The 22,776-nt window shown below is 63.5% G+C and carries 23 protein-coding genes and 1 tRNA gene; 15 read left to right on the forward strand and 9 right to left on the reverse strand.

The genetic code is table 11. The features are described from left to right. Positions 1–161: 161 nt before the first annotated feature. Positions 162–1,394, reverse strand: a complete 1,233-nt coding sequence (locus NKK51_RS30920) for an ABC transporter substrate-binding protein (RefSeq protein WP_352556048.1) — start codon at positions 1,392–1,394, stop codon at positions 162–164. Positions 1,395–1,574: 180 nt separating this feature from the next. Here NKK51_RS30920 and NKK51_RS30925 point away from each other — a divergent pair, with 180 nt between their 5' ends. The 3 genes from NKK51_RS30925 to NKK51_RS30935 are packed head-to-tail and all read left to right on the forward strand — an operon-like array spanning position 1,575 to position 4,343. Further along, a complete protein-coding gene (locus NKK51_RS30925) occupies positions 1,575–2,381 on the forward strand; it encodes an SDR family oxidoreductase (RefSeq protein WP_352556050.1) in 807 nt (268 codons plus the stop codon). A gap of 2 nt (positions 2,382–2,383) precedes the next feature. Continuing rightward, on the forward strand, positions 2,384–3,451 hold the full coding sequence (locus NKK51_RS30930) for an ABC transporter ATP-binding protein (protein ID WP_352556052.1): 1,068 nt from the start codon (positions 2,384–2,386) through the stop codon (positions 3,449–3,451). 10 nt (positions 3,452–3,461) lie between these two features. Next, positions 3,462–4,343, forward strand: coding sequence for a MurR/RpiR family transcriptional regulator (locus NKK51_RS30935; protein WP_013528979.1), 882 nt, complete (start codon positions 3,462–3,464; stop codon positions 4,341–4,343). Between the two features lie 17 nt (positions 4,344–4,360). On the opposite strand, the gene NKK51_RS30940 is transcribed toward NKK51_RS30935, so the two are convergent. Continuing rightward, on the reverse strand, positions 4,361–4,678 hold the full coding sequence (locus NKK51_RS30940; RefSeq protein ID WP_352556054.1) for a DUF167 family protein: 318 nt from the start codon (positions 4,676–4,678) through the stop codon (positions 4,361–4,363). A 13-nt stretch (positions 4,679–4,691) separates the two neighbouring features. After that, positions 4,692–4,982 carry a YggT family protein gene (locus NKK51_RS30945; protein WP_023811703.1) on the reverse strand — a complete coding sequence of 97 codons (291 nt, stop codon included), beginning with the start codon at positions 4,980–4,982 and terminating at the stop codon, positions 4,692–4,694. 260 nt (positions 4,983–5,242) lie between these two features. Between NKK51_RS30945 and NKK51_RS30950 the strand changes: the two genes are divergently transcribed. The 6 genes from NKK51_RS30950 (at position 5,243) to NKK51_RS30975 (ending at position 8,915) form a co-directional block, all read left to right on the forward strand. Next, positions 5,243–5,318, forward strand: a tRNA-Ala gene (locus NKK51_RS30950). A gap of 326 nt (positions 5,319–5,644) precedes the next feature. Then, positions 5,645–6,394, forward strand: coding sequence for a helix-turn-helix domain-containing protein (locus NKK51_RS30955; protein ID WP_352556056.1), 750 nt, complete (start codon positions 5,645–5,647; stop codon positions 6,392–6,394). Between the two features lie 529 nt (positions 6,395–6,923). Beyond that, positions 6,924–7,886: a SagB/ThcOx family dehydrogenase gene (locus tag NKK51_RS30960; RefSeq protein ID WP_352556058.1), complete on the forward strand. Its 963-nt coding sequence runs from the start codon at positions 6,924–6,926 to the stop codon at positions 7,884–7,886. A 67-nt stretch (positions 7,887–7,953) separates the two neighbouring features. After that, on the forward strand, positions 7,954–8,208 hold the full coding sequence (locus tag NKK51_RS30965; protein WP_352556059.1) for a hypothetical protein: 255 nt from the start codon (positions 7,954–7,956) through the stop codon (positions 8,206–8,208). A 4-nt stretch (positions 8,209–8,212) separates the two neighbouring features. Further along, positions 8,213–8,473 (forward strand): hypothetical protein, encoded by a 261-nt coding sequence (locus tag NKK51_RS30970; protein ID WP_352556061.1) that lies wholly within the window; start codon positions 8,213–8,215, stop codon positions 8,471–8,473. Positions 8,474–8,594: 121 nt separating this feature from the next. Continuing rightward, entirely contained in the window at positions 8,595–8,915 is a 321-nt protein-coding gene (locus NKK51_RS30975; protein WP_164780107.1) for a hypothetical protein, read from the forward strand. A 150-nt stretch (positions 8,916–9,065) separates the two neighbouring features. On the opposite strand, the gene NKK51_RS30980 is transcribed toward NKK51_RS30975, so the two are convergent. From NKK51_RS30980 to NKK51_RS30995, 4 genes are all read right to left on the reverse strand, one after another. Continuing rightward, positions 9,066–10,010 carry an energy transducer TonB family protein gene (locus tag NKK51_RS30980; RefSeq protein ID WP_352556063.1) on the reverse strand — a complete coding sequence of 315 codons (945 nt, stop codon included), beginning with the start codon at positions 10,008–10,010 and terminating at the stop codon, positions 9,066–9,068. Next, the gene (exbD, locus tag NKK51_RS30985; RefSeq protein WP_128304102.1) at positions 10,007–10,474 is read right to left on the reverse strand and encodes a TonB system transport protein ExbD; all 468 of its coding nucleotides are present in this window, start codon (positions 10,472–10,474) and stop codon (positions 10,007–10,009) included. The genes NKK51_RS30980 and exbD overlap by 4 nt, the downstream gene beginning before the upstream one ends. 5 nt (positions 10,475–10,479) lie before the next feature. Beyond that, positions 10,480–11,451, reverse strand: coding sequence for a tonB-system energizer ExbB (exbB, locus tag NKK51_RS30990; RefSeq protein ID WP_352556065.1), 972 nt, complete (start codon positions 11,449–11,451; stop codon positions 10,480–10,482). A gap of 65 nt (positions 11,452–11,516) precedes the next feature. Continuing rightward, positions 11,517–12,314: an ATP-binding cassette domain-containing protein gene (locus NKK51_RS30995; protein WP_502900907.1), complete on the reverse strand. Its 798-nt coding sequence runs from the start codon at positions 12,312–12,314 to the stop codon at positions 11,517–11,519. Between the two features lie 174 nt (positions 12,315–12,488). Here NKK51_RS30995 and NKK51_RS31000 point away from each other — a divergent pair, with 174 nt between their 5' ends. The 5 genes from NKK51_RS31000 to NKK51_RS31020 all read left to right on the forward strand — a co-directional run bounded on the left by NKK51_RS31000 (position 12,489) and on the right by NKK51_RS31020 (position 20,117). Continuing rightward, complete coding sequence (locus NKK51_RS31000; protein ID WP_352556067.1) at positions 12,489–14,687, forward strand: TonB-dependent siderophore receptor; 2,199 nt, start codon at positions 12,489–12,491, stop codon at positions 14,685–14,687. A gap of 25 nt (positions 14,688–14,712) precedes the next feature. Continuing rightward, a complete protein-coding gene (locus NKK51_RS31005; RefSeq protein ID WP_352556069.1) occupies positions 14,713–15,573 on the forward strand; it encodes an ABC transporter substrate-binding protein in 861 nt (286 codons plus the stop codon). Further along, on the forward strand, positions 15,570–17,573 hold the full coding sequence (fhuB, locus tag NKK51_RS31010; protein ID WP_352556071.1) for a Fe(3+)-hydroxamate ABC transporter permease FhuB: 2,004 nt from the start codon (positions 15,570–15,572) through the stop codon (positions 17,571–17,573). The genes NKK51_RS31005 and fhuB overlap by 4 nt, the downstream gene beginning before the upstream one ends. A 109-nt stretch (positions 17,574–17,682) precedes the next feature. After that, entirely contained in the window at positions 17,683–19,407 is a 1,725-nt protein-coding gene (locus NKK51_RS31015; protein ID WP_352442124.1) for an ABC transporter ATP-binding protein, read from the forward strand. A gap of 35 nt (positions 19,408–19,442) precedes the next feature. After that, entirely contained in the window at positions 19,443–20,117 is a 675-nt protein-coding gene (locus NKK51_RS31020; protein ID WP_352556075.1) for a cysteine hydrolase family protein, read from the forward strand. 235 nt (positions 20,118–20,352) lie between these two features. On the opposite strand, the gene NKK51_RS31025 is transcribed toward NKK51_RS31020, so the two are convergent. Together NKK51_RS31025 and NKK51_RS31030 are read right to left on the reverse strand one after the other, a co-directional pair. After that, on the reverse strand, positions 20,353–21,294 hold the full coding sequence (locus tag NKK51_RS31025; protein ID WP_352556079.1) for an LLM class flavin-dependent oxidoreductase: 942 nt from the start codon (positions 21,292–21,294) through the stop codon (positions 20,353–20,355). A 109-nt stretch (positions 21,295–21,403) separates the two neighbouring features. Further along, entirely contained in the window at positions 21,404–21,559 is a 156-nt protein-coding gene (locus NKK51_RS31030) for a hypothetical protein (RefSeq protein WP_023811179.1), read from the reverse strand. Positions 21,560–21,849: 290 nt separating this feature from the next. Between NKK51_RS31030 and NKK51_RS31035 the strand changes: the two genes are divergently transcribed. Then, positions 21,850–22,617 (forward strand): SDR family NAD(P)-dependent oxidoreductase, encoded by a 768-nt coding sequence (locus NKK51_RS31035; protein WP_023811180.1) that lies wholly within the window; start codon positions 21,850–21,852, stop codon positions 22,615–22,617. Positions 22,618–22,776: the final 159 nt, after the last annotated feature.

Raw genomic sequence — 22,776 nt, forward strand, 5'->3', positions numbered from 1 at the left:
CGGGGGCCCCCCCCCCCGGGCCCGCCGCTCCGTCTGGGTTCTTGTCTCGCCCCGTGCCGGCCCCCCCGCCCCGCGGCCCCCCGGCGGGGGCCGCCCCCCCCCCCCCCCCCCCCCCCCCCCCACGGGCGCAGGGAATACGCCCTATTTCTTCAGCACGGCCCCTATTTCTTCAGCACGGTGTTGGCCTTCGCCGCCGCTTCCTTCAAGCCTGCCTCGGGGTCGCCGCCGAGATAGATCTTCTGCATGGCGTCCGACGTGATCTGGGCGACTTCTTCCCAGCCCGGAATGACCGGCGCGAAGCGGGCGTCGGGCAGGAGCGCGGTGAACGCTGCCAGATCGGCATTGTTGACGTAATAGTCCATCTTGGCCTCTTCCTTGTTCACCGGCAGGAAGCCTTCGCCTTGCGTGAACTTGGCGCGCTGCTCCGTGGTGAACAGGAAATCGAGCAGCTTCCAGGCTTCGTCCTTGTTCTTGGAGTTCTTAAACATGATGATGGAATCGGTCACGCCATAAGTGCCGCGCGCGCCGGTCGGTCCGGCGGGAATGGCCGCCACGCCGTATTTCAGGTTCGGCGCCTCGTCCTTGATCTGGTTGGACAGGAACGGTGCGGTGATCATCATGCCGACCTTGCCCTGCTTGAACAGGTTCTGCACATCCTCGCGGTTGTTGGAGGTGACGCCGGGTTCGGTCAGGCCTTCGTCGATCATCGACTTATAGAGCTTGGCGGCCTCAAGCGCACCTGGCGTGCTCAGGCCCGAAGTGCCGTCTTTGTTGAGGATTTCGGTACCCTGCGACCACATCGCATAATAGTAATAGACGTCGGTCTCGATCTCCTTGCCCTGCAGGCCGAAGCCGAACGTGCCGGACTCCAACGCCTTGATCTTGCGCGCATCGTCCTGCAGCTCGGTCCAGGTTGCCGGCGGCTTGGCGATGCCAGCTTTCTCGAACAGCTCCTTGTTGTAGTACATGGCGCGCGCCGAGGCCGCGATCGGCAGGCCGTAGGTCTTGCCGTCCATGATCGAGGGCGACAGGAAGGTGTCGATGAAGCGATCCTTGAAGTCGGGCTTGATGTAGCTGTCGAGCGGCTCGGCGACATCCTGCTGGACGAAGTCGATCAGCCAGCGCGTGCCGATGATCGACAGATCGGCATTGGTGCCGGCGGTGATGTCGGTGGTCAGCTTCTGCAGCAGCACATCCCACGGCACCACTTCGAACTTGACGGTGGTGCCGGGGTTCGCCGCCTCGAATTCCTTCTTGACGTCGGCGAAATAGGGAGCAGTCTTGGCGCTGTACTCGGCCACGGTGACCCGCACCTCACCCGCATCCGCCTGCGCCGCAATTGCCAGCATGCTCATCCCGGCCATCAGGCCGACAGTCCATTTTGCAAGGCTCATTTGATCTCTCCCATTTTGATTTGCGCCTGCGCGCCTCTTCGTGCCGGAGCAGAAGATTTATGTGACTTTCCTACATTATCGATCATTTGAAGGCTTGCAAGCAGATTATTCTGTTGCTTAATTACATTTACAGGCCTAGGCCTTCTGCGATCTGTCAGAACTCCCGGAGGATGACGCACGGTGGTTTCGCAATCCGAGTTCGAAGGCAGGGCCGAGTTCGAAGGCCGGGCCGAGTTCGAGGGCAAGACTGTCGTGGTGACGGGTGCCGGCGGCGGCCTCGGCACGGCCATCGTGGCGCTGATGGCGCAAAGAGGCGCCAAGGTCGTCGGTTGCGATCAGTCAAGCGAGGCGCTGAACAGTCCGCATTTTGCCTCCCACCACGTCTTCGATCTTCTCGACAAGCCATCGATAGCCACGGCGGTCGCCGCGATCCTCGACCGGAATGGCGTGCCCGACATTCTCGTCAACAATGCCGGCTGGACGCGCGCCGAGACGATTTCGGCACTCGATCCCGACAGAATAGAGCAGGAACTCGATCTCAACCTGACCGGCGTGATGAACTTCGCCGACCCGCTGGTCAAGGCGATGGCAGGCCGCGGCTCAGGCAGCATCGTCTTCATCTCGTCGGTAAACGCCATCGCGCATTTCGGCAATCCCGCCTATGCCGCCGCCAAGGCCGGCATCAACGCCTATGCCAAGGCGATCGCCGTCGAGCTCGGCCGCAGCGGCCTGCGCGCCAATGTCGTCTGCCCGGGATCGATCCGCACCGCCGCCTGGGACCACCGCCTTGCCAAGGATCCCGAAATCCTCGGCAAATTGCAGCGGCTCTATCCGCTCGGCCGTATCGTCAACGCTGCGGAAGTGGCGGAAGCCGTCGCTTTCCTTGCGTCCGATCGCGCATCGGGAATAACAGGCGTGGTGATGCCGGTGGACGCGGGACTGACCGCCGGCTGCCTACCCTTCATCGACGACATTCTGGGAGCGTGACCATGACCGATGTCGAGTTTCGTGATCTGTCGAAATCCTTCGGGCAGCACAAGATCCTCGAGAACATCAGCCTCGACATCAAGAGCGGCGAGTTCGTCGTCCTGGTCGGCCCGTCCGGCTGCGGCAAGTCGACCTTGCTGCGCATGTTGGCCGGGCTGGAGACGATCACGTCGGGCGACCTGTTGATCGGCGGCGTGCGCGCCAACGCGCTGCCGCCGCAGCAGCGCAACATCGCCATGGTGTTCCAGTCCTATGCACTGTTTCCGCATCTGAGGGCAGCCGACAATATCGGCTTTGGCCCGAAGATCCGCGGCGAGACGCGCACCGTGGTCGATGAGAAGGTCAAGAAGGCGTCCGGCGTCCTCAATCTCTTCTCCTATCTCGACCGCTATCCCCGCCAGCTGTCGGGCGGCCAGCGCCAGCGCGTCGCCATGGGCCGCGCCATCGTGCGCGAACCGTCTGTGTTCCTGTTCGACGAGCCACTGTCCAACCTCGACGCACAATTGCGCGTGCAGATGCGCGTCGAGATCAAGGCGCTGCACCAGCGGCTGAAATCGACGATCGTCTACGTCACCCACGACCAGATCGAGGCCATGACGATGGCCGACCGCATCGTCGTGATGGACCGCGGCAGGATCCAGCAGGTCGGGGCGCCGCTGGAGCTCTATGACAGGCCGGCCAACAAGTTCGTCGCCTCCTTCCTCGGCTCGCCGTCGATGAGCTTTGTGTCCGGTTCGCTCAAGGCGGCGCTTGAGAAAACCTGGTTCGAATCGGCCGGTGGCGGGCGGCTTGCGCTTGCCGGCAAACAGGTGCCGGCGGACAGCGCGGTGGAGGCTGGCATCCGGCCCGAGCATTTTATCATCGGCGAGGCTGTCGATGCGATGGCGATCAGGGTGGATGTCGTCGAGCCCACCGGCTCCGAAACACATGTCTATGGCGCTATCGGTGCTGATACGGTACGCGCCGTGTTCCGTGACAGGGTGCCGGTCAGGCCGGGAGACCTGCTGCCGGTCTCTGTCGACCCCGGCAACATCCATCTGTTCGACAAGGCAACGGGCCTGCCTCTATGAAAATAGCAGCATGAAGACGCCGGCCGACATCATCACGCGCCTGCAGCTGATGTCGCAGGACGGAACGAAGTCGGATCGCAAGCTGGCCGGCTTCGTGCTGGCCGACCTCGATTTCGTCTCCAAGGCGGCGATTTCGGAAATTGCCGCGCGCGTCGGCGTCAGCGAGCCGACGGTGACGCGGTTCTGCCGCAACCTCGGTTGCGAGGGCCTGCGCGACTTCAAATTCTATCTGGCGCAGGCCATCGCCATCGGCGGCCAGTATCTGTCGCCGGAACCGTTGAGCCGCGATGCCCGCGAACAGCGCATCGCTTCCGCCATCACCGAAGCGGCGATATCGGCCATCCAGCGCGCCAGCGAAAACCTCGACATGACGACGCTGGTCGCCGTCGCCGCACGCATCGCTGTTTCCGGCAATGTGCTGTGCATCGGCTCCGGTGGCATTTCGTCCATGATGGCGACCGAAATGCAGAACCGGCTGTTCAGGCTTGGCGTGTCGGTGCTGGCGCAGATCGACGGACAATTGCAGCGCATGTACGCCGCCGTCGCCACCCCTGACACCACGCTGATCGCCTTCTCCGTCTCCGGCTATGCGCGATCGGTCATCGATGCGGTCCAGGTCGCCCAGCAATATGGCGCCACCACGATCGCCATCACCCCGCCGGACTCCGCACTCGCCAAGGTCGCCGACACGGTCATCCATTTCCAGTCGCTCGAGGACGGCAATATCTACAAGCCCACATCGTCGCGCTATGCGCTGCTGTCGATCGTCGACATGATCGTCACCTCGGTCGCCGAGACGCGCGGACCAAGGGTTCTGGAGAATCTGCGCCGCATCAAGCAGAGCGTGAACACGTTGAAAGTCGACGATCCGCGTTTGCCATTGGGCGATTGAACCCTCCGGCAAGGACATCAGGACTGATGGCCGAGCGCCTCGATGCTATTCGCCAACGTCGCCGGATCGCCTTCAATGCGCACGGTCTTCAGCCGCGCGGTGCCGCCGGCGACAACCGAGACAGCGGACCCGGGCACGCCCAGAGCCTTGGCCATCAGCTTTTCGAGCGCATGATTGGCGTCGCCGTTTTCCGGTACGGCGCGGACGCGCGCTTTCAGATGGCTTCGCCCGTCCGCCGTGGCCTCGAAGCCTTCGAGCCTGTCCAGCGCAGCCTTTGGCGTCAGCCGGACAAACAGCTCGGCGCCGTTTTCGCGCAGGCGAAACGGCGTGCTCATAAGGTCATCCTGCTCACAGGATCAGAGGCGCCACCGTGGTGAGCAGAAACTGCCGCAGGAAGAACAGGATCAGAAGCAGGATGATCGGCGAGATGTCGATGCCGCCAAGGTCCGGCATGAAGCGGCGGATCGGCCGCAACGCCGGCTCGGTCAGCCGGTAGAGCATGTTGCCGATGCTGCCGACGAACTGGTTCTTCGAATTGACGACGTTGAAGGCGTAGAGCCAGGAAAAGATCGCCGAGGCGATGATGATCCACCAGTAGAGGTCAAGCGCCATGACGATTGTTTGAATGAGGGCGAGCATGCCGGTCTCCAATTGTTGCCGACATGTAGCCATTGCACGCGAAACCGGCAAGGGCCGCCTTTCTGTGGGGCGCCAATACCGGCTCGGTCTGACCTGTAGGGCGGCATGTCGCCGACACCCCAACGAAGGCGCGAATACACAAAACCGGCAAGGGCCGCTATCCGCCGGCGCCAACTCGACGCTTGACGGCACTGGATTTCGGCAAACCTCCGCCTTGACAGGAAACCGCGGCGCCCGATAAATGCGCCCATCCGCTGGACGGGGCTGTAGCTCAGCTGGGAGAGCGCGTCGTTCGCAATGACGAGGTCAGGAGTTCGATCCTCCTCAGCTCCACCAGTGGAATAATTCTCCACTCTCCGCGCCAGATGCGGTCCGCGACGCTCGTCCCGGCTTGCCCCGCGTTGGCATTGCTCTGCCCAGCGCACCTTAAAAAGCCGCGCTACATCGCCTATTTCGCAATATCCGACAAAACTGTTGTCAATTGGACTTATGGCGGAAGCTGCCCACGGATTGTTTGCGTTCTTTTTGGAAGCTGCCCCACTAAATTGAGATTACCAAATCAGTTTTTTCTGTGCGTTGTGACCAGGCGTTCGGCGGGGGCGGCCGGAGACGCTATATGGATTTCGAGTCGAAATGAAAAATCCGCCTGCGGAAGCAAAGACGTGTCAATTCGCGAGAATCTCGCTGCAAACCTTAGACGGCTGTGCAAGGACCATGCCTCCGTAAGTGCGGTATGCCGTGAGCTGCACATCAATCGCACGCAGTTCGAACGCTACCTGCAAGGGCAGACCGTTCCCAACAAGGCCACCGCCAAGCTGATATGCGATTACTTTCGGATCGACGAGGCCGAACTGTACCAGGATCCCGGCGCACCCGAGCCAGCGATGCGTGGCCTGCCGCCGGTTTCCGAAAGCCTGTTCAACCAGATGATCCGCCCTCCCAGTCCTTCGATCGCGGGCGGCACCTATTTCACCTATTTCTCGATCCCGGGCCGCCTCGACCTGCTGATGCGCTCGGTGACCTTCGTGCGGCGCGAAGCCGAACTGGTCACCTTCCGAAGGGTCACCGGATGGTCGGAGCGCCGGGGATCGACCTGGGCACGGGCGCGCGGCAATCACTATGGCGTGGCGATCTCGCGGCTGAACTGGATCTATTTCAGCGGCATCAATCGCCGCCAGACCGGAGAGCCGTCGCTGATCTCCGTGCAATGGGCCCCCATCTCCGAACCGGTGCTGATGGGCAAGGCCATGCTCCTGACGGAGGCCGGCCCGGCATTCGTGTCCGTCATCATGCGGCGAGACATTGCCAACATCCACGCAAGGGATGCCATCAGCATGGCGCATGTCATCAATCTCGACGATCCGGGCGTCGATCAACTGGTTGTCAGCCTCACCCGGGACGGGTTGGGGTAACCCCCGGATCGCCGTGCCTTACGCCAAATAAGAATAAGCGTACGCCGATAAAGCGTATGCTAACGATTGTCTACTCTGTATCTGAATAAAATCGATATTTTACACTTTAACGCCAGGAAAGATAATCCACGGGTCCGTCTTAGGCCCGTGGTTTTACTATAATTTTAACAAACCATTAACTCTTCCGACCTTACCTTTCTTCACGCGGATCCCGTTCTGGGGGTCTTTCAACGGATCCCAAATCGGGGTCAGGAAAGGGATGAAAATGGCCAAGAAAGTGACCAATGCTCCGAAGCTGACGATTGCCGCCGGCACGCAGACCGTCTTCTTTTCGCAGGGCATGCACTACAACAAGCGCTGAAGCCGTTCTGCGCCGACGAGCGTCTTGCTTGTCGGCGCCTCGGCTCCGCAGATGGCAACCAGCTTCATGAAAATGCGCTCTTCGAAAACGCTTGTTTTCTACCCTGGACCGAACAAAGTCACGGCATGCAACTTCCTGACCAGAAGCGTGTTTGAATGCAGCCCCGAGATGGTCGGCCTTCTCGCATCGTGGGACAAATGGGCATCGACGGCGGACATTGCCCGCGCCCATGGATGGTCGAAGTCCGAGTTGAAGGCTGTCGTTCCCCAGTTGCTCGATTTCTCCGCGCTGGTCACAGCCGGATCGCCTCTCGCCGAGCAGGAGGAACAGTTTTCAGGACAATGGAGTTGGGGGCTTCCGACGGCGCTGATGCATTTCTGCGTCCAGGACAGCGAGTACATGACCATCGAGCAAGCGGAAGAGCGGCAGATAGAACGCGCCGGCCATACGCCGCAGCCGAACCTCATGCTCAAGAATTCCGCGGGCGCCATCCAGCTGCCGAATGCACTGGAAGACAATGAACTTCTCAGCTTGATGGCGCGGCGCCGCACCAACCGCACGGCGGCTCAACCCACCATCACGGCCAAACAGCTTTCCGATTGCCTGTTTGCAGGGCTCGGCATCATCGGCGAGACCGCCAATTGCGTTGGCACCCTGCCACTCGGCATGACCCCTTCAGGCGGCGCGCGAAATCCCTATGAGGCCTATGTGGTCGCGCTCGGCGTCGATGGCCTCGAACCCGGTGTCTATCACTATTCCGCCGCGGATCACGACCTTGGCAGGATTTCCGCAAACCATCTGCCGAAGATCTCCGAACTGGTCGGCGGACAGGAGTGGGCCAACGCCATGCCGTGCCTGGTCCTGCTTTGCGCCAAGCTCGATCGCACGATGTGGAAATATGAGGACGCCAACGCCTATCGTGTCGTGCTGATCGAGGCCGGCCATATCGGCCAGAACATCATGCTGGCGGCGACCAACCATGGCCTGTCGGCATGTCCGACAGCCGCGCTCAGTCATTCCGCGATCAAGCGGTTGCTTGGTCTCGACAGTTTCACCGACGCACCGATCTATGCCTTGACCCTCTCGACCCCGGAAAGAGATCCCTCGACGGCGGGCCAATCCATCAATTAGTCGACCAACTATGTGTATCGCGGCCAGTAACGCGTTCCCTAGGTACAACCAGAGACAGGAGCAGCACGTGCCAAATCAATCCTTACGCCAGTCGGAAATCGATAGTCTTCAATATATTTCGTCGATGACCAATGAGCTCGTGCAAATGGCCGAAGCCAGCCGTTTTCCGATGATCTCCTATCTGCTCGGCATGGCCTATGCAGAGGCCTTCGACGTTCTTCGCGGCGCACGGCCGGCCAGGCATGCGCAGCTCAGCGGCAACCCGCTGCATCCCAAGGCGCAGGCAAAAGACAGTCGTGCCGCCCAGCCACGGAGAGCGTAGCGACATGCAATCGTCAGCCGCATGCGCGGTGGCCGGCTCGACCTCCCGCCCTAACCGCTGGGAGACGCTGTGCGCGTTGCAAAGCCTGCTGCCGCTGCTGAAGAAGGCCGCGACGGACCTGCGCCGCGCCGACATGGTCTACTGGTTCGAGCAGGCCGACGCCGAGGTCGCCAACATCATCAGGGGCCATCCCTCCGATGCAACCGCCATCCCGGCCCTGATTGCATCCTGCCCGCAGGACCGGCAGTCGGTCGCTCAAGCTTGATGCATGTCGCCCGCCCAAACGCGACGCGTTCATTGGCGCCGCTGAAAATGCTCTGATCACCAGTTTCTCAATTTCGGACCGGAACCTATTGCGCGTCTGGAATGCCAAGGGGGACCTGCACATGAACATGATAGCCAACATCAGAAGCGTCGATGCCAGGGAAAGCATTTTCAGCCGGCTCGACGTCTTGATCGCCAGGCGGCCGCCATCGCCTGACGCCGCGCGGGTCGAGGCCCGCCAACTCGTCTCGATGGCGATTGCCGACAGCTGCCAGGCCGACAGTCTCTGGGGTACAGTGGATGCTTTCCACGCCCATTTCGACTTCATGATGCAGACCATCGAGATCAACGGCGCAGATGACCCGGGCCTCGGGCCCTTGCGCACGAAATGCCGATTCTATCTCGAACAGGTCGAGGCCCTGAGCCTGTCACTGGCCTATTGACAGGCCGGCCCGATCAAGTTCGGCTCTAGAGCAATTCCAGGAAAGTGTGAAGCGGTTTTCCCGGGAAAAGCGCGTAGCGCTTTCCCCAGAGAATTGCGTCAAAACAAAGAGTTAGAGCAGCTCGCCGTTTCCGTGAAACGGTGAAATGCTCTAGTTGCGCAGGCTGAACACGAACGGCGCTGTACGGCTCAGACGCGAACCGAGTTCCGGTGGCGGTGCCGGCACCGTGGCGCCTTGCAGCACGGCGAGCGCCGCACGGTCCAGATCCGCATCCCCCGAGGAACGAGAGAGCCTGGCGGACAGGACCCGGCCGGACGAGTCGACCGTGAAGGCGACATACGGCCTGCCTTCGACGCGTCGGGCCTTGGCAGAGCTGGGATAGCGCGTGTGCCGCTTGATCCAGGCGCCCAAACGGGAGTCCCATTTGCTGGACTCGCCGGAGCGAGACGTCGATTCCGCCGACTTCGGCGCGGCGATCCTGGCCGCGGGCCGTGCGTCGGCGCTGGCGACGGTTGCCGTCTTCGGCGGAGCCGCTTTCTCCTTCTTAGGCCGCGGCTTGGGCTTCTCGACAGGCTTTTTCGCCTTGGCCGCAACCGGTTTCTTGTCTTTGACAGCTTCGACCGGTTTCGGCTGCGGCAAGGGAATGACGACGTCGGGCGTGACAGCCTCGGCAACATTGGGGACGGCCTCATCCGGCGGCGGCTGATCGACCTGTTCAGCCGTTTCGGTCTGGGTGGGTTGGGTCTCGTCTGGCGCGACCGCTTCCGGCGGCTCGACAACCGGCTCCGCCTTTTCGACCGGTTCTTCAGGTGTCGGCTCGGTCGTCGGTGTCGGTTCGGTCTGATCTGGCGTCACCGCATCCAGCGCGGCGACCTGTTCTTCCACGGCCGGCATCACCACCATCGGTGCCATCTCGATCATCTGCGCGGGGGGGGGACCGCCATCCGCTTCGGTGACCATTGTGAGGTTCTGCACTGCATAGGCGACCGCGACATGGGCTCCAAGGACCAGCGCGGCAGCACCGGCCCACAAGCCAAGGTCGCGCCAACCGAAGCGCGACAACTGGACCGAGGGCACAGCGACCGCCTGCGTCATGGCGTCGGCGCACCCATGGCTGCGGGCGCCGGAGAATTGGACGCGGGAGCCGTCTCCAGGCCGACCAGCGCGATCTTCAGATAGCCGGCACCGCGCAATAGGTTCATCGCCTCCATCAGGTCGCCATAGGCGACCGCCTTGTCGGCGCGCAGGAAGATGCGCGTCTGCTTGTCGCCCTTGGTCTTGGCGTCCAGCGTCGTGGCGAAAGCCGGGCGCGGCACGCTGTCATTGCCGATCGCCAGCGTCAGATCGTCCTTCAGCGTCAGGAACAGCGGTGTCTCGGGCCTCGGTGCGGGCGTTGCCGTCGAACCAGGCAGATCGACATTGACATCCACCGTGGCCAGCGGTGCCGCGACCATGAAGATGATCAAGAGCACCAGGATGACATCGATGAACGGGGTGACGTTGATCTCGTGGCTTTCCTCGAGATCATCATCCATGGCCTGTCGGATTCTGCTTCCCATGGCGCCTACTCCGCCGCCAGTGGCGTTGCCGGCGCAACGGTGCGGAAGTCCAGGTCGCGGCTGACCAGCCGTTCGACCCCGGCCGCGGCATCGGCGAGGATCTGCCGATAGCCGGCTATCGAACGGGCAAAGACGTTGTAGATGACAACGGCCGGTATCGCGGCGACCAGGCCCATCGCGGTGGCCAGCAGCGCCTCGGCGATACCCGGCGCGACCACGGCGAGATTGGTGGTCTGCGCCTGCGAGATGCCGATGAAGGCATTCATGATGCCCCAGACCGTGCCGAACAGGCCGACGAAGGGTGCGGTCGAGCCGATCGTCGCCAGTACGCCGGTGCCGCGCGACATGCGCCGCGCCGCCGCTGCCTCGATGCGCGACAGGCGCGACGTGACCCGTTCCTTGAGGCCATCGCCCGAGACATGATCGAGCGCGCCGGCTGAGAGTGCGGTCTCCTCCTCGGCCGCCCGCACCAGCAGCGCGCCGGGACCGCCGCTGCGGTCGAGGGTACGGCTGGCCTGCTTCAGCGTGGCGGCCTCGCCGATCGCCCGCACGGCGCGACGGATGCGCAGCTTGCCACCCAAAAGCTCCAGCGACTTGGCCAACCATATCGTCCAGGTGACGAGGGAGGCAAAGGCCAGCCCGATCATCACCGCCTTGACGACGACGTCGGCCGCCATGAACATGCCCCATGGCGACAGGTCATGCGGCAAGGTCAGCTCCATCGCCGTCGAAGGTCCGGCCTCGGCCGGCGCAGCCGCGTTCGGCTGGGTGCCTGGCTGCGAAGGCGCCATCACGGCCGGCGGAGCGCCTGCCGGTGCGGCGGGAGCCGGCACAATCGGCGCTGGGGCCGCGGGAGCAGCCGGGGTGGGGGCTTCGATTGCCGGTGCGGCACCGGCGGGTTGCTCCTGGGCCATCGCGCTGCCGGCCGACAGGATGACGGATGCGACCAACGCCGCCAACAAACCACTTCTCGACAACAGCTTCTTCCTTGTTCTCACAGCGGCCAGCCGCCTTCTATTTCCCGCCGCCGCATCAGATCTCGTCACTGCACATAGCCGACAGGCTGGCCGGTGACGGGGTGCGCGAACACGCCCATCTCCACGCCGAAAATGCCTTTCAGCACATCGCTGCGCATGATTTCGCCGGGCGTGCCGCGCGTCAGCAGCTTGCCGTCCTTGAGCGCGATCAGCTCGTCGCAGTAGCGCGCCGCCATGTTGGGATCGTGCAGCACGACGACGACGCATAGGTCGCGTTTGCGACTGAGCTCCTTGACCAGCCCGAGCACCTCGACCTGATGGGCGATGTCGAGTGCCGAGATCGGCTCGTCGAGCAGCATGACGCCGGCGTTCTGCGCCACCAGCATGGCAAGCCAGGCGCGCTGGCGCTCGCCGCCCGACAATTCGTCCACCAGCCGGTCCGCGAAATCTTCCATGTCGGTCAGGGCCAGCGCCTCGTCGACATGCTGCCTGTCCTCGGCGCGGAAACGGCCAAGCGCGCCATGCCAGGGATAGCGCCCCAATGTCGCCAGTTCGCGCACGGTCAGGCCGGTCGCCGCCGGTGTCGTCTGCGGCAGATAGGCAAGCGCGCGGGCAAATTCGCGGGCGCCCCATTGCGGCAGCGGACGCCTGGCGAAGGTGATAGCCCCTGAACTCGCCGGCTGCTGGCGCGCCATGAGCTTGATGAGCGTCGACTTGCCCGAACCATTGTGGCCGATCAGCCCATAGACGCGCGAGCGCTGCAGTTCGAGCGAGACCGGACCGAGCAGCGTCCGCTCGCCGACGGCAAAGCGCACCGCGTCGATATGGAAGGCAGTCTGGGCATCAATTTCAGCCATGCTCATGGCTTTTCTCCAGTGCGGCCGCCCGCATTTCCAGATTCCGGCTTTCGACGGGTCATGCCCGGTTGACTATGAAACATGACCTTACTAGTCAACATTGAAGATGACTGCAACGATCAACAAATCGTCGCTACCGGCAATATCGGCACGAAAATTTGGAAACAGGGGGCGCGCAGGATGATTTCGGGACATGGACTGATTTGGCAGGACCGGATAGCGCGAAAGCGCCTGCTGATCGCGACGGTGTCGCTGCCGGCCCTGCTTGGCTGCGGCCATGCCCTGGCCCAGGAGACGGTCACCACCACCCTCGACCCGATCAACGTCCAGGAACGTGTCGAAAGCGCCTTCGGGCCGATCAAGGGCTACGTAGCCACCAAGGGCTCCACCGGTACCAAGACCGACACGCCGCTGGTCGAGACGCCGCAGTCGATATCGGTCATCACCCGAGACCAGATGGAAGCGCAGGCCGTCGACAGCCTGAACAGCGCGTTGCGCTACACACCCGGCGCCACCGGCAATCTCTACGGCACCGACAATCGCGGCCTCGGCCTGCAGTTGCGCGGCATTTCAAACGCCAACGGCGTCTTCTACAAGGACGGCCTGCAGCTCAAGGAGAGCAATTTCACCCTGTTCACCGCACTCGATTCCTATGGCGCCGAACGCTACGAAGTGCTGCGTGGACCAGCATCGGTGCTCTACGGCCAGGCAAGCCCCGGCGGCATCATCAACTATGTCAGCAAACGGCCAACCGAGGAAAACCTGCGCGAGGTCGAATTCGGTGGCGGCAGCTTCAATCACTATCAAGGCAAGTTCGACTTCAGCGGTGCCGTGAACGCCGACAAGTCGCTGCTGTTTCGCCTCACCGGCGCCGCTCACATGGGCGACACGCAGACCGACTTCGTCAAGGACGATCGCATCTTCATCGCCCCGGCGATCACCTGGCAGCCCGATGCCGACACCAGCCTGACCATCCTCGCCAACTACCAGCGCGACCGCTCCGGATGGGCGATGCAATATCTGCCGGCATACGGCACGATCACGCCGGGCAAGGATGGCAAGTTCTTGCCCAACGGCATGTTCGTCGGTGAGCCCGGATTCGACAGCTACAACAACGACCAGGCGTCGATCGGCTACGAATTCGATCATCGTTTCAACGAGACCTGGCAGGTCCGCCAGCATGCCCGCTACGTCCATCTCACCCATACCGAGGAGGGCGTCTTCGGCGGCGGTCTTCTGAACGATGCCGGCGACTATTCCCGTTATGCCGATGCCGGCGGCACCAAGCTCAGCGGTGTGACCATCGACAACCAGGCACAGGCCGATTTCGACACTGGACCGCTCGCCCATACGCTGCTGATGGGTCTCGACTACAAGCGCTACACCTATCGCGACTATGCGTCCGAAGGGGCTGTCGACAACCTCAACATCTTCGACCCGGTCTATGGCAGCCCGGTGACCGGTTTGACGCCCTACACCGATACCGACACCACCCAGCAGCAGATCGGACTTTATGCGCAGGACCAGGTCAAGCTGGGCAACTGGCGGCTGACGCTGGGTGGCCGCCAGGACTGGTCGGATTCGAAGGTCTACGACAATCTGGCCGGCGGCTACATTCCCGAGCAGAAGGACAACGCCTTCACCAGCCGGGCGGGGCTCGTCTACCTCGCCGACAACGGGCTTGCGCCCTATGTCAGCTACTCCGAATCGTTCCAGCCGGTGGCGGGCGCCGACAGCAATGGCAATCTGTTCGTGCCCGAGACCGGCAGGCAGTACGAGATCGGGCTGAAATACCAGCCCATCGGCTGGAACTCGTTCATCACGGTCTCGGCCTTCGACCTGACCCGGCAGAATGTCGTGCGCTATGGCAATGAGGGCCGGCCCGACGACATGTTCCAGACCGGCGAGATTCGCTCTCGCGGCGTCGAAATCGAGGCCGTTGCCAGCCTCGATTCCGGCCTCGACCTGAGAGCGGCCTACACCTATCTCGACACCAGGATCACCAAGGCGACTTCTGTCGTTGATGATAATGGGAGTTCAATCAGCAATGAAGGCAATACGCCTTTCGGTGTGCCGAAGCATTCCGCGTCGCTGTGGGCGAATTACACCCTCGGCAGCGGCCGCCTGGAGGGCCTGGGGCTGGGCGCCGGCGTCCGCTATGTCGGCTCGACCTATGGCGACGACGCCAACACCTTCAAGGTTCCATCGGTCGTGCTCGCCGATGCGGCGGTCCATTACACCTGGCAGAATGCCACACTCAGCCTCAATGTCAGCAATCTGTTCGACAAACGCTATGTCGCCTCCTGTTTCTCCTCGGGCTTCGGCTGCTTCTATGGCGAGGGCCGCAGGATCAACGGCGCGGTGAAATACACATGGTAGAAGCAGTGTGGCGGGCCGGCCCAAAATGGCGGCGCTGACACGGCGCCAGTGTCTTGCCGGCCTCGCCGCGACCGGTCTCGCTTTGCCCGGCGGCACGGCACGCGCGGCACCTGCCCGCGTCGTCTGCCTGGAATGGACATCGGCCGAAATGGTGGTCTCGCTCGGCCTGTCGCCGCTCGCCGTCGGCGACATCAGGGGTTATGACGACTGGGTCCAGGGCCCGGCACTGCCGCAGGCCACCATCGACCTGGGATCGCGCAGCGAACCCAATCTCGAGCTGCTTCGGGAATTGCGGCCCGACCTGATCGTCGGCGCCTATGGCTATGGCTTGGACGAGAACAGCTTCACCAGATTGGCGCCGACCTTCAACGTGCCGTTCTACAGCGGCAAGGCTCCACCTTACGCGCAGGCGCAACAGGTGACGCTGCAGCTTGGCGACATGCTTGGCCGCAGGACGGAAGCGGAAAACCTTGTCGGGCGCATCGAAGCCTCGATCGCCCAAGCGCGTGCCAGGCTGGAGCGGGCGGTGCAAAAACCGGTCTGCGTCGTCAGCATGTTCGATGATCGGCATGTCCGCGTCTACGGCGCCGGCAGCCTGCTGCAGGATGTCCTCGACCGGCTCGGCCTCGTCAACGCCTGGACCGGCGCCACCAATGAATGGGGCTTCTCCACGGTCGGCATCGAGGAATTGGTCGCCGTCGGCGAGCCACAACTGATCTCGCTCGATCCGATCCCGCCGCACGTCAGGATCAGGATTGCCCGCAGCTCGCTCTGGGCCAATCTGCCCTGCGTCCGGAACGGCCAGGTGCGGACCATTCCGCCGGTCTGGCCGTTCGGCGGTCTCACTGCTGCCGCGCGTTTCGCCGAATTCGTGGCAGCGGCATGATTTCCCAGGCAATGTCCCTGCCGCGACAGCGCGACGGCATCGGCGCGCTCATCCTGCTGGTGGCCGTGCCCGCGGGCCTGGCGCTGATGCTGACCGTCTTCGATCTCATCCATATTCTGCCGACGCACCTGTGGTGGCAGGCGCTCACCGCCCCCGATACATCCGATCCAGTGCAGTTGCTGTATCGCTATGCCTTCCTGCCGCGTGTTGCCGTCGGCGTGCTGGCCGGCGCGGCACTCGGTCTCGCCGGTGTCGTCATGCAGCATGTGCTGCGCAACCCGCTGGCCGAGCCGACCACGATCGGCACCAATGCTGGAGCGAGCCTCGCTTTGGCGGCCGCCACCCTCTACGCACCATGGCTGCTGGAAGGCGGCCGCGAAGGCGTGGCGCTGGCTGGCGGCGCGCTCGCCACATCAGCCGTTTTCGCACTGGCGCGCGGGCGCAGCTTTTCGCCAGTGTCGATCATCATCGCCGGCCTCGTCGTCAGCCTCACTTTCGGCTCGGCCGGCGCGCTGCTGATGGCGCTCAACCGCGAATACACCGAGGAGCTGTTCATCTGGCAGAGCGGCTCGCTGGTGCAGAATGGCGACGCGGCGGTCGTTGTTCTGGCGCCGTGGCTGCTGGCCGGCATCTGCGCCGCGTTCCTGCTCTGGCGACCGCTCCGCCTGCTCGATCTCAGCGACGACGGCGCGGCATCGCTCGGCACCCGGCCGGCCGTCATCCGCCTTGCCGGCATGGCTGTCGCCGTCTCGCTCAGTGCGCTGGTCGTCGCCGAGGTGGGCGTCATCGGTTTCGTGGCGCTCGCCGCCCCGGCGCTGGCGCGGCTGGCCGGAGCGCGCACGCTTGGCCGCCGCCTGGTCTGGTCGCCGCTGGTCGGCGGCGCCCTGCTCTGGCTCACCGACCGGCTGGTGCAGCATCTGCCGTTCGCCGGCGAAATCCCCGCCGGCACCGCGACCGCTTTGCTCGGCGCACCGCTGCTGCTGTTCCTGTTGCCGCGAATGCGAACCACTCCCGAAAGGCAAGCCGACATGATGTCGTCGGTACGCCTGCCGACAAACGGCCTGCCTTTGATCGCGGGCCTGCTGGCGCTTATCCTCGCGGTTGTCCTCGCCATCGGCTTTGGCCGTGCCGCAGGCGGTTGGCACTGGATCGCATCCGCGGATTTGACCGAGCTGCTTGCCCTGCGCGCGCCTCGCGTCGTCGTCGCCCTGTCGGCGGGCGTCCTGCTCGCCGTCGCCGGCACGCTGATGCAGCGCATGACCGACAACCCGATGGCCGCGCCCGAGGTCCTGGGCATTTCCGGCGGCGCCTCTTTCGGCGTGCTGGCGCTGCTGCTGCTCAGCGACGGCTTCGACCGCGCGGCAATGCTCGGCGCCGCCCTCGCCGGCGCCATGCTGGCGCTGACGATCGTTGTTTTGGCCGGGCGGCGCAATGCCCTGTCGCCGGAACGGCTGCTGCTTGCCGGCGTCGCCGTTGCGACGGTCGCGTCCGCCTTCGCCGCGCTGCTTCTGGCCAGCGGCGATCCGCGCATGGACTTCCTGCTCACCTGGCTGTCGGGATCGACCTATCGCGCAACACCCAATGATGCCCTCACCGCAGCAACGATCGCGGTCGCCGTCCTCGCGCTGGCGCCGCTGACCGCGCGCTGGCTCGATATACTGCCGCTCGGCGAAACCGCCGCGCGTGGCCTTGGCCTGCGACTGGGACGTGTTCGCGCCACATTGCTTGCGCTCACCGCATTGGCCACCGCAACCGCGACATTGGTCATCGGCCCGCTGAGCTTCGTCGGCCTGATGGCGCCGCACCTCGCACGCATGCTCGGCTTCCGCCGCGCCGTGCCGCAGCTTCTGGCCTCGGCCATGACAGGCGGGCTGATCCTCGTTGCCGCCGACTGGGCAGGGCGGACGCTGATCTTTCCCTGGCAAGTGCCGGCCGGCCTCATCGCCGCCTTCGTGGGCGGCCCCTATTTCATGGCGCTGATGTGGAAAGGCAGGCAATGAAGTCGGCCCTGGCATATTGCCGGCCCTGCCCTGCCGATTGTAAGCAGCGCCCATCGATGGCGGCCGGCGCCCTCGCCGCGTCCATCAAGACAGCTTGCGGTTCACCTCGATGATCAGACGTTTCCTTTCCTACTACGCGCCCTGGAAGGGGCTGTTCGCGCTCGACTTCTCCTGCGCGGTGCTGGCCGGTCTGCTCGAACTCGGCTTTCCCATGGCGGTCCGCACCTTCGTCGACCAGCTGCTGCCGCAGCAGGACTGGACGCTGATCATCATCGCCTCGACCGGGCTGCTGGTGATCTATCTGCTCAACACGGTGCTGATGGCGGTCGTCACCTATTGGGGCCACATGCTCGGCATCAACATCGAGACCGAGATGCGGCGCAAGAGCTTCGATCATCTGCAGAAACTGTCGTTCCGCTTTTACGACAATCACAAGACCGGCCATCTCGTCGGCCGCGTCACCAAGGATCTCGAGGAGATCGGCGAGATCGCGCATCATGGCCCCGAGGACCTGTTCATCGCCATCATGACCTTCGCCGGCGCCTTCGTGCTGATGTTCACGGTCAACATGCATCTGGCGTTGATCACGGCGGTGATCGTGCCTCTGATCGCCTGGGTGACGATGCGCTACGGCGACCGCATGGAGCGCAACTGGCAGGCGCTCTATCGGCGTGTCGGCGATTTCAACGTCCGCATCGAGGAGAATGTCGGCGGCATGCGCGTCGTCCAGGCCTTCGCCAATGAGGAGCATGAGCGCACGCTTTTCGCGCATGACAACCAGCGCTACCGCCAGACCAAGCTCGACGCCTACCGCATCATGTCGGCCAGCAATTCCCTGAACTATATGGGCATCAGGCTGATCCAGCTCGTGGTCATGATCGCCGGCAGCTACCTCGTCATTACGGGAGGCCTGAGCAATGGCGGCTTCGTCGGCTTCCTGCTTCTGGTCGGCGTCTTCGTGCGGCCGATCGAAAAGATCAATTCGGTGATCGAGACCTATCCAAAAGGCATTGCAGGCTTCCGCCGCTACACCGAGCTGCTCGACACCGAACCCGACATCGCCGACCGGCCTGATGCCGTTACCGCCAGCGGGCTCAAGGGCGACATCGAATATCGCGGTGTGAGCTTCGGTTATGGTGACGGCAAGCCGGTGCTCAGGGATATCGATCTCGCCATTCACGCCGGCGAAACCATCGCCTTCGTCGGCCCGTCGGGCGCCGGCAAGACCACCATATGTTCGCTGCTGCCGCGGTTCTACGAAGTCAGCGCCGGGCGGATCAGCATCGACGGCATCGATATCAGGGACATGACGCTCGCTTCGCTGCGTGGCCAGATCGGCATCGTCCAGCAGGATGTCTTCCTGTTCGGCGGCTCGATCCGCGAAAACATCGCCTATGGCCGTCTCGGCGCCTCCGACGAGGCCATCACCGATGCCGCGCGGCGGGCGCAGCTAGACGGCATGATATCGGGCCTGCCGGCCGGCTTTGACACGATCATCGGCGAGCGCGGCGTAAAATTGTCCGGCGGCCAGAAGCAGCGGCTGGCGATCGCCCGCATGTTCCTGAAGAACCCGCCGATCCTCATCCTCGACGAGGCGACGTCGGCGCTCGACACCGAGACCGAGCGCGAAATCCAGAAGTCGTTGGCCGAACTTGCCGAGGGCCGGACCACGCTGGTCATCGCACACCGGCTGGCCACGATCCGCGGCGCCGACCGCATCGTCGTCGTCTCGGAGTCCGGCGTCGTCGAACAGGGTTCGCACAGCGAACTGCTCCGCGCCGGCGGTATCTATCGGCGCCTGCACGACGCCCAGCATCTGGTGTCGTCGCGCTGATCCACTATGGTGGCGGCCGAGGCAGGGAGCCCCGGATGATCAAGGCAACGCCCTTCGATTTCCCCTATGACGGCAGGCTGGTGGCCGAAAACACCGCGCTGATCGTCATCGACCTGCAGCAGGATTTCCTTTCGGCATCAGGCTATTTCGCCAGGCAGGGCTATGACCCGTCGCCTCTGAGAGCGATCCTGCCGACGGTGAGCCGGCTGATCGCGGCCGCGCGCAAGGCCGGCGTCAGGGTCATCCACACGAGGCAGGGCTATCGGGCCGATATGGCCGATATGACGCCTTACGAAAAATGGCGCCGCAAGCGCGCCGGTCTCGACGGCACCGATATCCTGCTGCGCTCGGGCACGGGGTTCCAGATCGTTCCGGAGATCAATGTGGCCCCGCAGGACATCATTGTCGACAAGACCTGCAACAGCGCCTTCATTTATACGGATTTCGAGCTTGTCCTGCGCGCGCAAGGCATCACGCATCTCATGTTTTCCGGATGCACGACGGATGTCTGCGTCCACACCACGCTGCGCGAAGCCTGCGACCGGAATTTCCAATGCCTGACGATCTCGGACGCTTGCGCCAGCGGCGACAGACAAGCGCACGAAGCAGCGCTTCACATGGTGACGGTTGAGGATGGCGTCTTTGGCGCGCTCGCTGATTCCAGCGCTGTCATTGAAGGCCTGTCGCGATTGTCGGGCATGGCGAGTTAGGGCGCCAAGATCAATGCCGGCGGGAGAGCACCCCCCTCTGGCCTGCCGGCCATCTCCCCCGCAAGGAGGGAGATTGGCTGTCATCTCGGCTTTCACTAATCGCCAACGTGGCAAGACGAGCGCTGCGGGTGAAGCTGTCGATCTCCCCCCTTGCGGGGGAGATGTCCGGCAGGACAGAGGGGGGTGTGAAGGATCTCGGCGTTACCGGAATAGCTTTCATTCCGTAGGCCAGAACTCAGCCCGTTGCGCGCGTCTCCAATCCTGCACGAGACGCATATGCCCCAGGCTGGAATGCCTCGTGTTCGCGACGCGCCAGCGAATTGCGCAGCAGGGCGATGGTTTCCCGGCCGACCGTTGCGATCTCACGCGGCGTGTCGACGCCGACAATCATGAATTCATCGATCCCGAGGGCTGCATAGGCAAGCAGCGACAGGGCGGCCTGGGCTGGCGGCCCGGCAACATCGATCGCCTTGTGGCCGGAGACGGAAGCACCTTGGTGAATCCCGACCGGAAGCGCGAAGCGCAGCTTGCCGGCCCGGCCATGTTCGGCGGCCGAGCGGCGCACCCGCTCCATCAATTGCCGGATCTCATCGATCGAGCCCGGCGCCAATTCAAAGACATCGGCATGCCGGCCGGCAACTTTGAGTGCCGTTCCGGACTGCCCGCCCATGCGGATGACCAGGTCGGCGCCGTGCGGTCCCTTGCGCGGCACGTAGCCGCCCTTGATGCTGTAGAACGTTCCTTCGTGGTCGAAGGGCCGGTCGTTCGACCACAGCCGCTTCAGCAACACCAGATATTCGTCTATGCGCTGCCAAATGACGGTGTGCCCGACCGGCCGTGTTTCGGCGTCGGCGTCGCTCAGCGGCTCGCTGATTATCCTCAGCGCCAGGCGTCCGCCGCTTTTCCTGTCGATCGACGCCAGTTGGCGGGCTGCCACGGTCGGTTCGACCACGCCCGCCCAATGGGTGAGCACGACTTCCAGCGACGAGGTGCGATCGAGCACTTGGGCCGCAAGATCCATGTTGGTCAGCAGCCCGGCCGAATCGTCGACGACGATCTTGCGGAAGCCGCCATCCTCGATCAGCCCGAGCTTGGTCGCGGTCTCGGCAAAGTCGTAGAAAAAGGGAACCGCGGCATCGGCGGTCTTACCCGGAATATGCGTGAACTCGATCGGCATTGCCATGTCCTCCGTTGTGTCGGGCGCGCGAAAGCACGCCGAGGATTCGGTTCATTCAACTCCGATTGCCTGAAAGCGGTGGGCAGCTAACCCCGGTCGATCTGACGACTCAGGGAATAAGGCCCAGAACAACTGCCCCGGTGAACACGAACGCAAGGGCAAAGACGAGATAGGCGAAAGCCCCGGCATAGGCCGGGCGAAAGGCCTGGGCATTGGCCGACCGCTGAGCGCTGCGATCCGTCTGGGCGTTCTGGATGTAGGACATATCGACCTCCGTCTCGGCGATTAATCTATAAAACTGGTAGACTTTGTCGATTGCTATTTTTGGGCTAAAGACAGAATAATTTTCTCCTATGATGCCGGAAGTTGGTAGGCACTTGCTTAGAGGGAGCGCTCGGACGGCCGATCCATATGGCGCGTCCGTTTTTTGCTTCTGCGTCCGAATGGACCTATGGCCTTGCCCTCGCTGCGCTCAATTCGTGGATTGGCCGCCCGGCACGGGCGCGGTAGCATCGCCCAACCAGCAAAGCGAAATCGTCACACAGGGGCAGAAAAATGGGCACAAGACTGGCCGGCAAGGTCGCCATCATTTCGGGAGGAGCGACGGGAATGGGCGGAGCGGCTTCGGAGCTGTTCGCCGCCGAAGGCGCCAAGGTGGCGATCATCGACCGCAACGGCGAGGCGGCCGCCGCAACCGCAGCGGCGATACGCGCGCGGGGACAGATAGCCGAGCATTTCATCGCCGACGTCTCCGACGAAGCCCAGGTCGAAACGGCGGTGAAGGGTGCTATCGAAAAACTCGGACCGGTCACCGTGCTGTTCAACCACGCCGGCACCATCGTCATCAAACCCTTCCTGGAGACGACGGTCCAGGAATGGGACTGGCTGCATGCCGTCAATGTGCGCTCGATGTTCCTGATGACGCGCGCCGTTTTGCCCGGCATGATTGCGGCCGGCGGCGGCTCGATCGTCTGTACTTCGTCGATCTCGGCGGTGGCGGCGACTCCCAACGAAGTGCTCTATGACACCACCAAGGGCGCTTGCCACATGTTCGCCCGCGCCATCGCCGTCGAGTTCCGCGACCGCAACATCCGCTGCAATGCGGTCTGCCCCGGCTTCATCCGCACGCCGCACGGCCTGCGCGAGGTCGCCGACCTCGGCAGGCTCGGCGTCGACGTCTCCGACGCGGCGCTGGCCGCGCAGCAGGGCCGCATCGGCGAACCGGAAGAGGTGGCGAGGGCAGCGCTCTACCTGGCCAGCGACGAGTCGAGCTTCGTCAACGGCACGCATCTGTTTGTGGATAACGGCTTTACCGCGATGTGAGACGCTCAAAGAAGGCGCGAACTTGGCAGGATGCGGGTTCCTCGCCCCCACGAATGGGGGGAGAGCGACTATCTGGGGTGTCAAGTTGCAATTACGAACTCGTTGCGCGCATCGCGTGCTTTTGCATTGAGGATGACCAGGAGTTTTCTGGCGAGTGCG

The sequence above is a fragment of the Mesorhizobium sp. M0011 genome, assembly GCF_040324155.1.
GTDB lineage: Bacteria > Pseudomonadota > Alphaproteobacteria > Rhizobiales > Rhizobiaceae > Mesorhizobium.

Excerpts from the sequence above, each read along its gene's own strand:
- NKK51_RS30920 (WP_352556048.1), bottom strand. The coding sequence starts at position 1,394 with ATGAGCCTTGCAAAATGGACTGTCGGCCTGATGGCCGGGATGAGCATG.
- NKK51_RS30930 (WP_352556052.1), top strand. The coding sequence starts at position 2,384 with ATGACCGATGTCGAGTTTCGTGATCTGTCGAAATCCTTCGGGCAGCAC.
- NKK51_RS30935 (WP_013528979.1), top strand. The coding sequence starts at position 3,462 with ATGAAGACGCCGGCCGACATCATCACGCGCCTGCAGCTGATGTCGCAG.
- NKK51_RS30940 (WP_352556054.1), bottom strand. The coding sequence starts at position 4,678 with ATGAGCACGCCGTTTCGCCTGCGCGAAAACGGCGCCGAGCTGTTTGTC.
- NKK51_RS30945 (WP_023811703.1), bottom strand. The coding sequence starts at position 4,982 with ATGCTCGCCCTCATTCAAACAATCGTCATGGCGCTTGACCTCTACTGG.
- NKK51_RS30960 (WP_352556058.1), top strand. The coding sequence starts at position 6,924 with ATGGTCGGCCTTCTCGCATCGTGGGACAAATGGGCATCGACGGCGGAC.
- NKK51_RS30970 (WP_352556061.1), top strand. The coding sequence starts at position 8,213 with ATGCAATCGTCAGCCGCATGCGCGGTGGCCGGCTCGACCTCCCGCCCT.
- NKK51_RS30975 (WP_164780107.1), top strand. The coding sequence starts at position 8,595 with ATGAACATGATAGCCAACATCAGAAGCGTCGATGCCAGGGAAAGCATT.
- NKK51_RS30980 (WP_352556063.1), bottom strand. The coding sequence starts at position 10,010 with ATGACGCAGGCGGTCGCTGTGCCCTCGGTCCAGTTGTCGCGCTTCGGT.
- exbD (WP_128304102.1), bottom strand. The coding sequence starts at position 10,474 with ATGGGAAGCAGAATCCGACAGGCCATGGATGATGATCTCGAGGAAAGC.
- NKK51_RS30995 (WP_502900907.1), bottom strand. The coding sequence starts at position 12,314 with ATGAGCATGGCTGAAATTGATGCCCAGACTGCCTTCCATATCGACGCG.
- NKK51_RS31000 (WP_352556067.1), top strand. The coding sequence starts at position 12,489 with ATGATTTCGGGACATGGACTGATTTGGCAGGACCGGATAGCGCGAAAG.
- NKK51_RS31005 (WP_352556069.1), top strand. The coding sequence starts at position 14,713 with ATGGCGGCGCTGACACGGCGCCAGTGTCTTGCCGGCCTCGCCGCGACC.
- fhuB (WP_352556071.1), top strand. The coding sequence starts at position 15,570 with ATGATTTCCCAGGCAATGTCCCTGCCGCGACAGCGCGACGGCATCGGC.
- NKK51_RS31015 (WP_352442124.1), top strand. The coding sequence starts at position 17,683 with ATGATCAGACGTTTCCTTTCCTACTACGCGCCCTGGAAGGGGCTGTTC.
- NKK51_RS31020 (WP_352556075.1), top strand. The coding sequence starts at position 19,443 with ATGATCAAGGCAACGCCCTTCGATTTCCCCTATGACGGCAGGCTGGTG.
- NKK51_RS31025 (WP_352556079.1), bottom strand. The coding sequence starts at position 21,294 with ATGCCGATCGAGTTCACGCATATTCCGGGTAAGACCGCCGATGCCGCG.
- NKK51_RS31030 (WP_023811179.1), bottom strand. The coding sequence starts at position 21,559 with ATGTCCTACATCCAGAACGCCCAGACGGATCGCAGCGCTCAGCGGTCG.
- NKK51_RS31035 (WP_023811180.1), top strand. The coding sequence starts at position 21,850 with ATGGGCACAAGACTGGCCGGCAAGGTCGCCATCATTTCGGGAGGAGCG.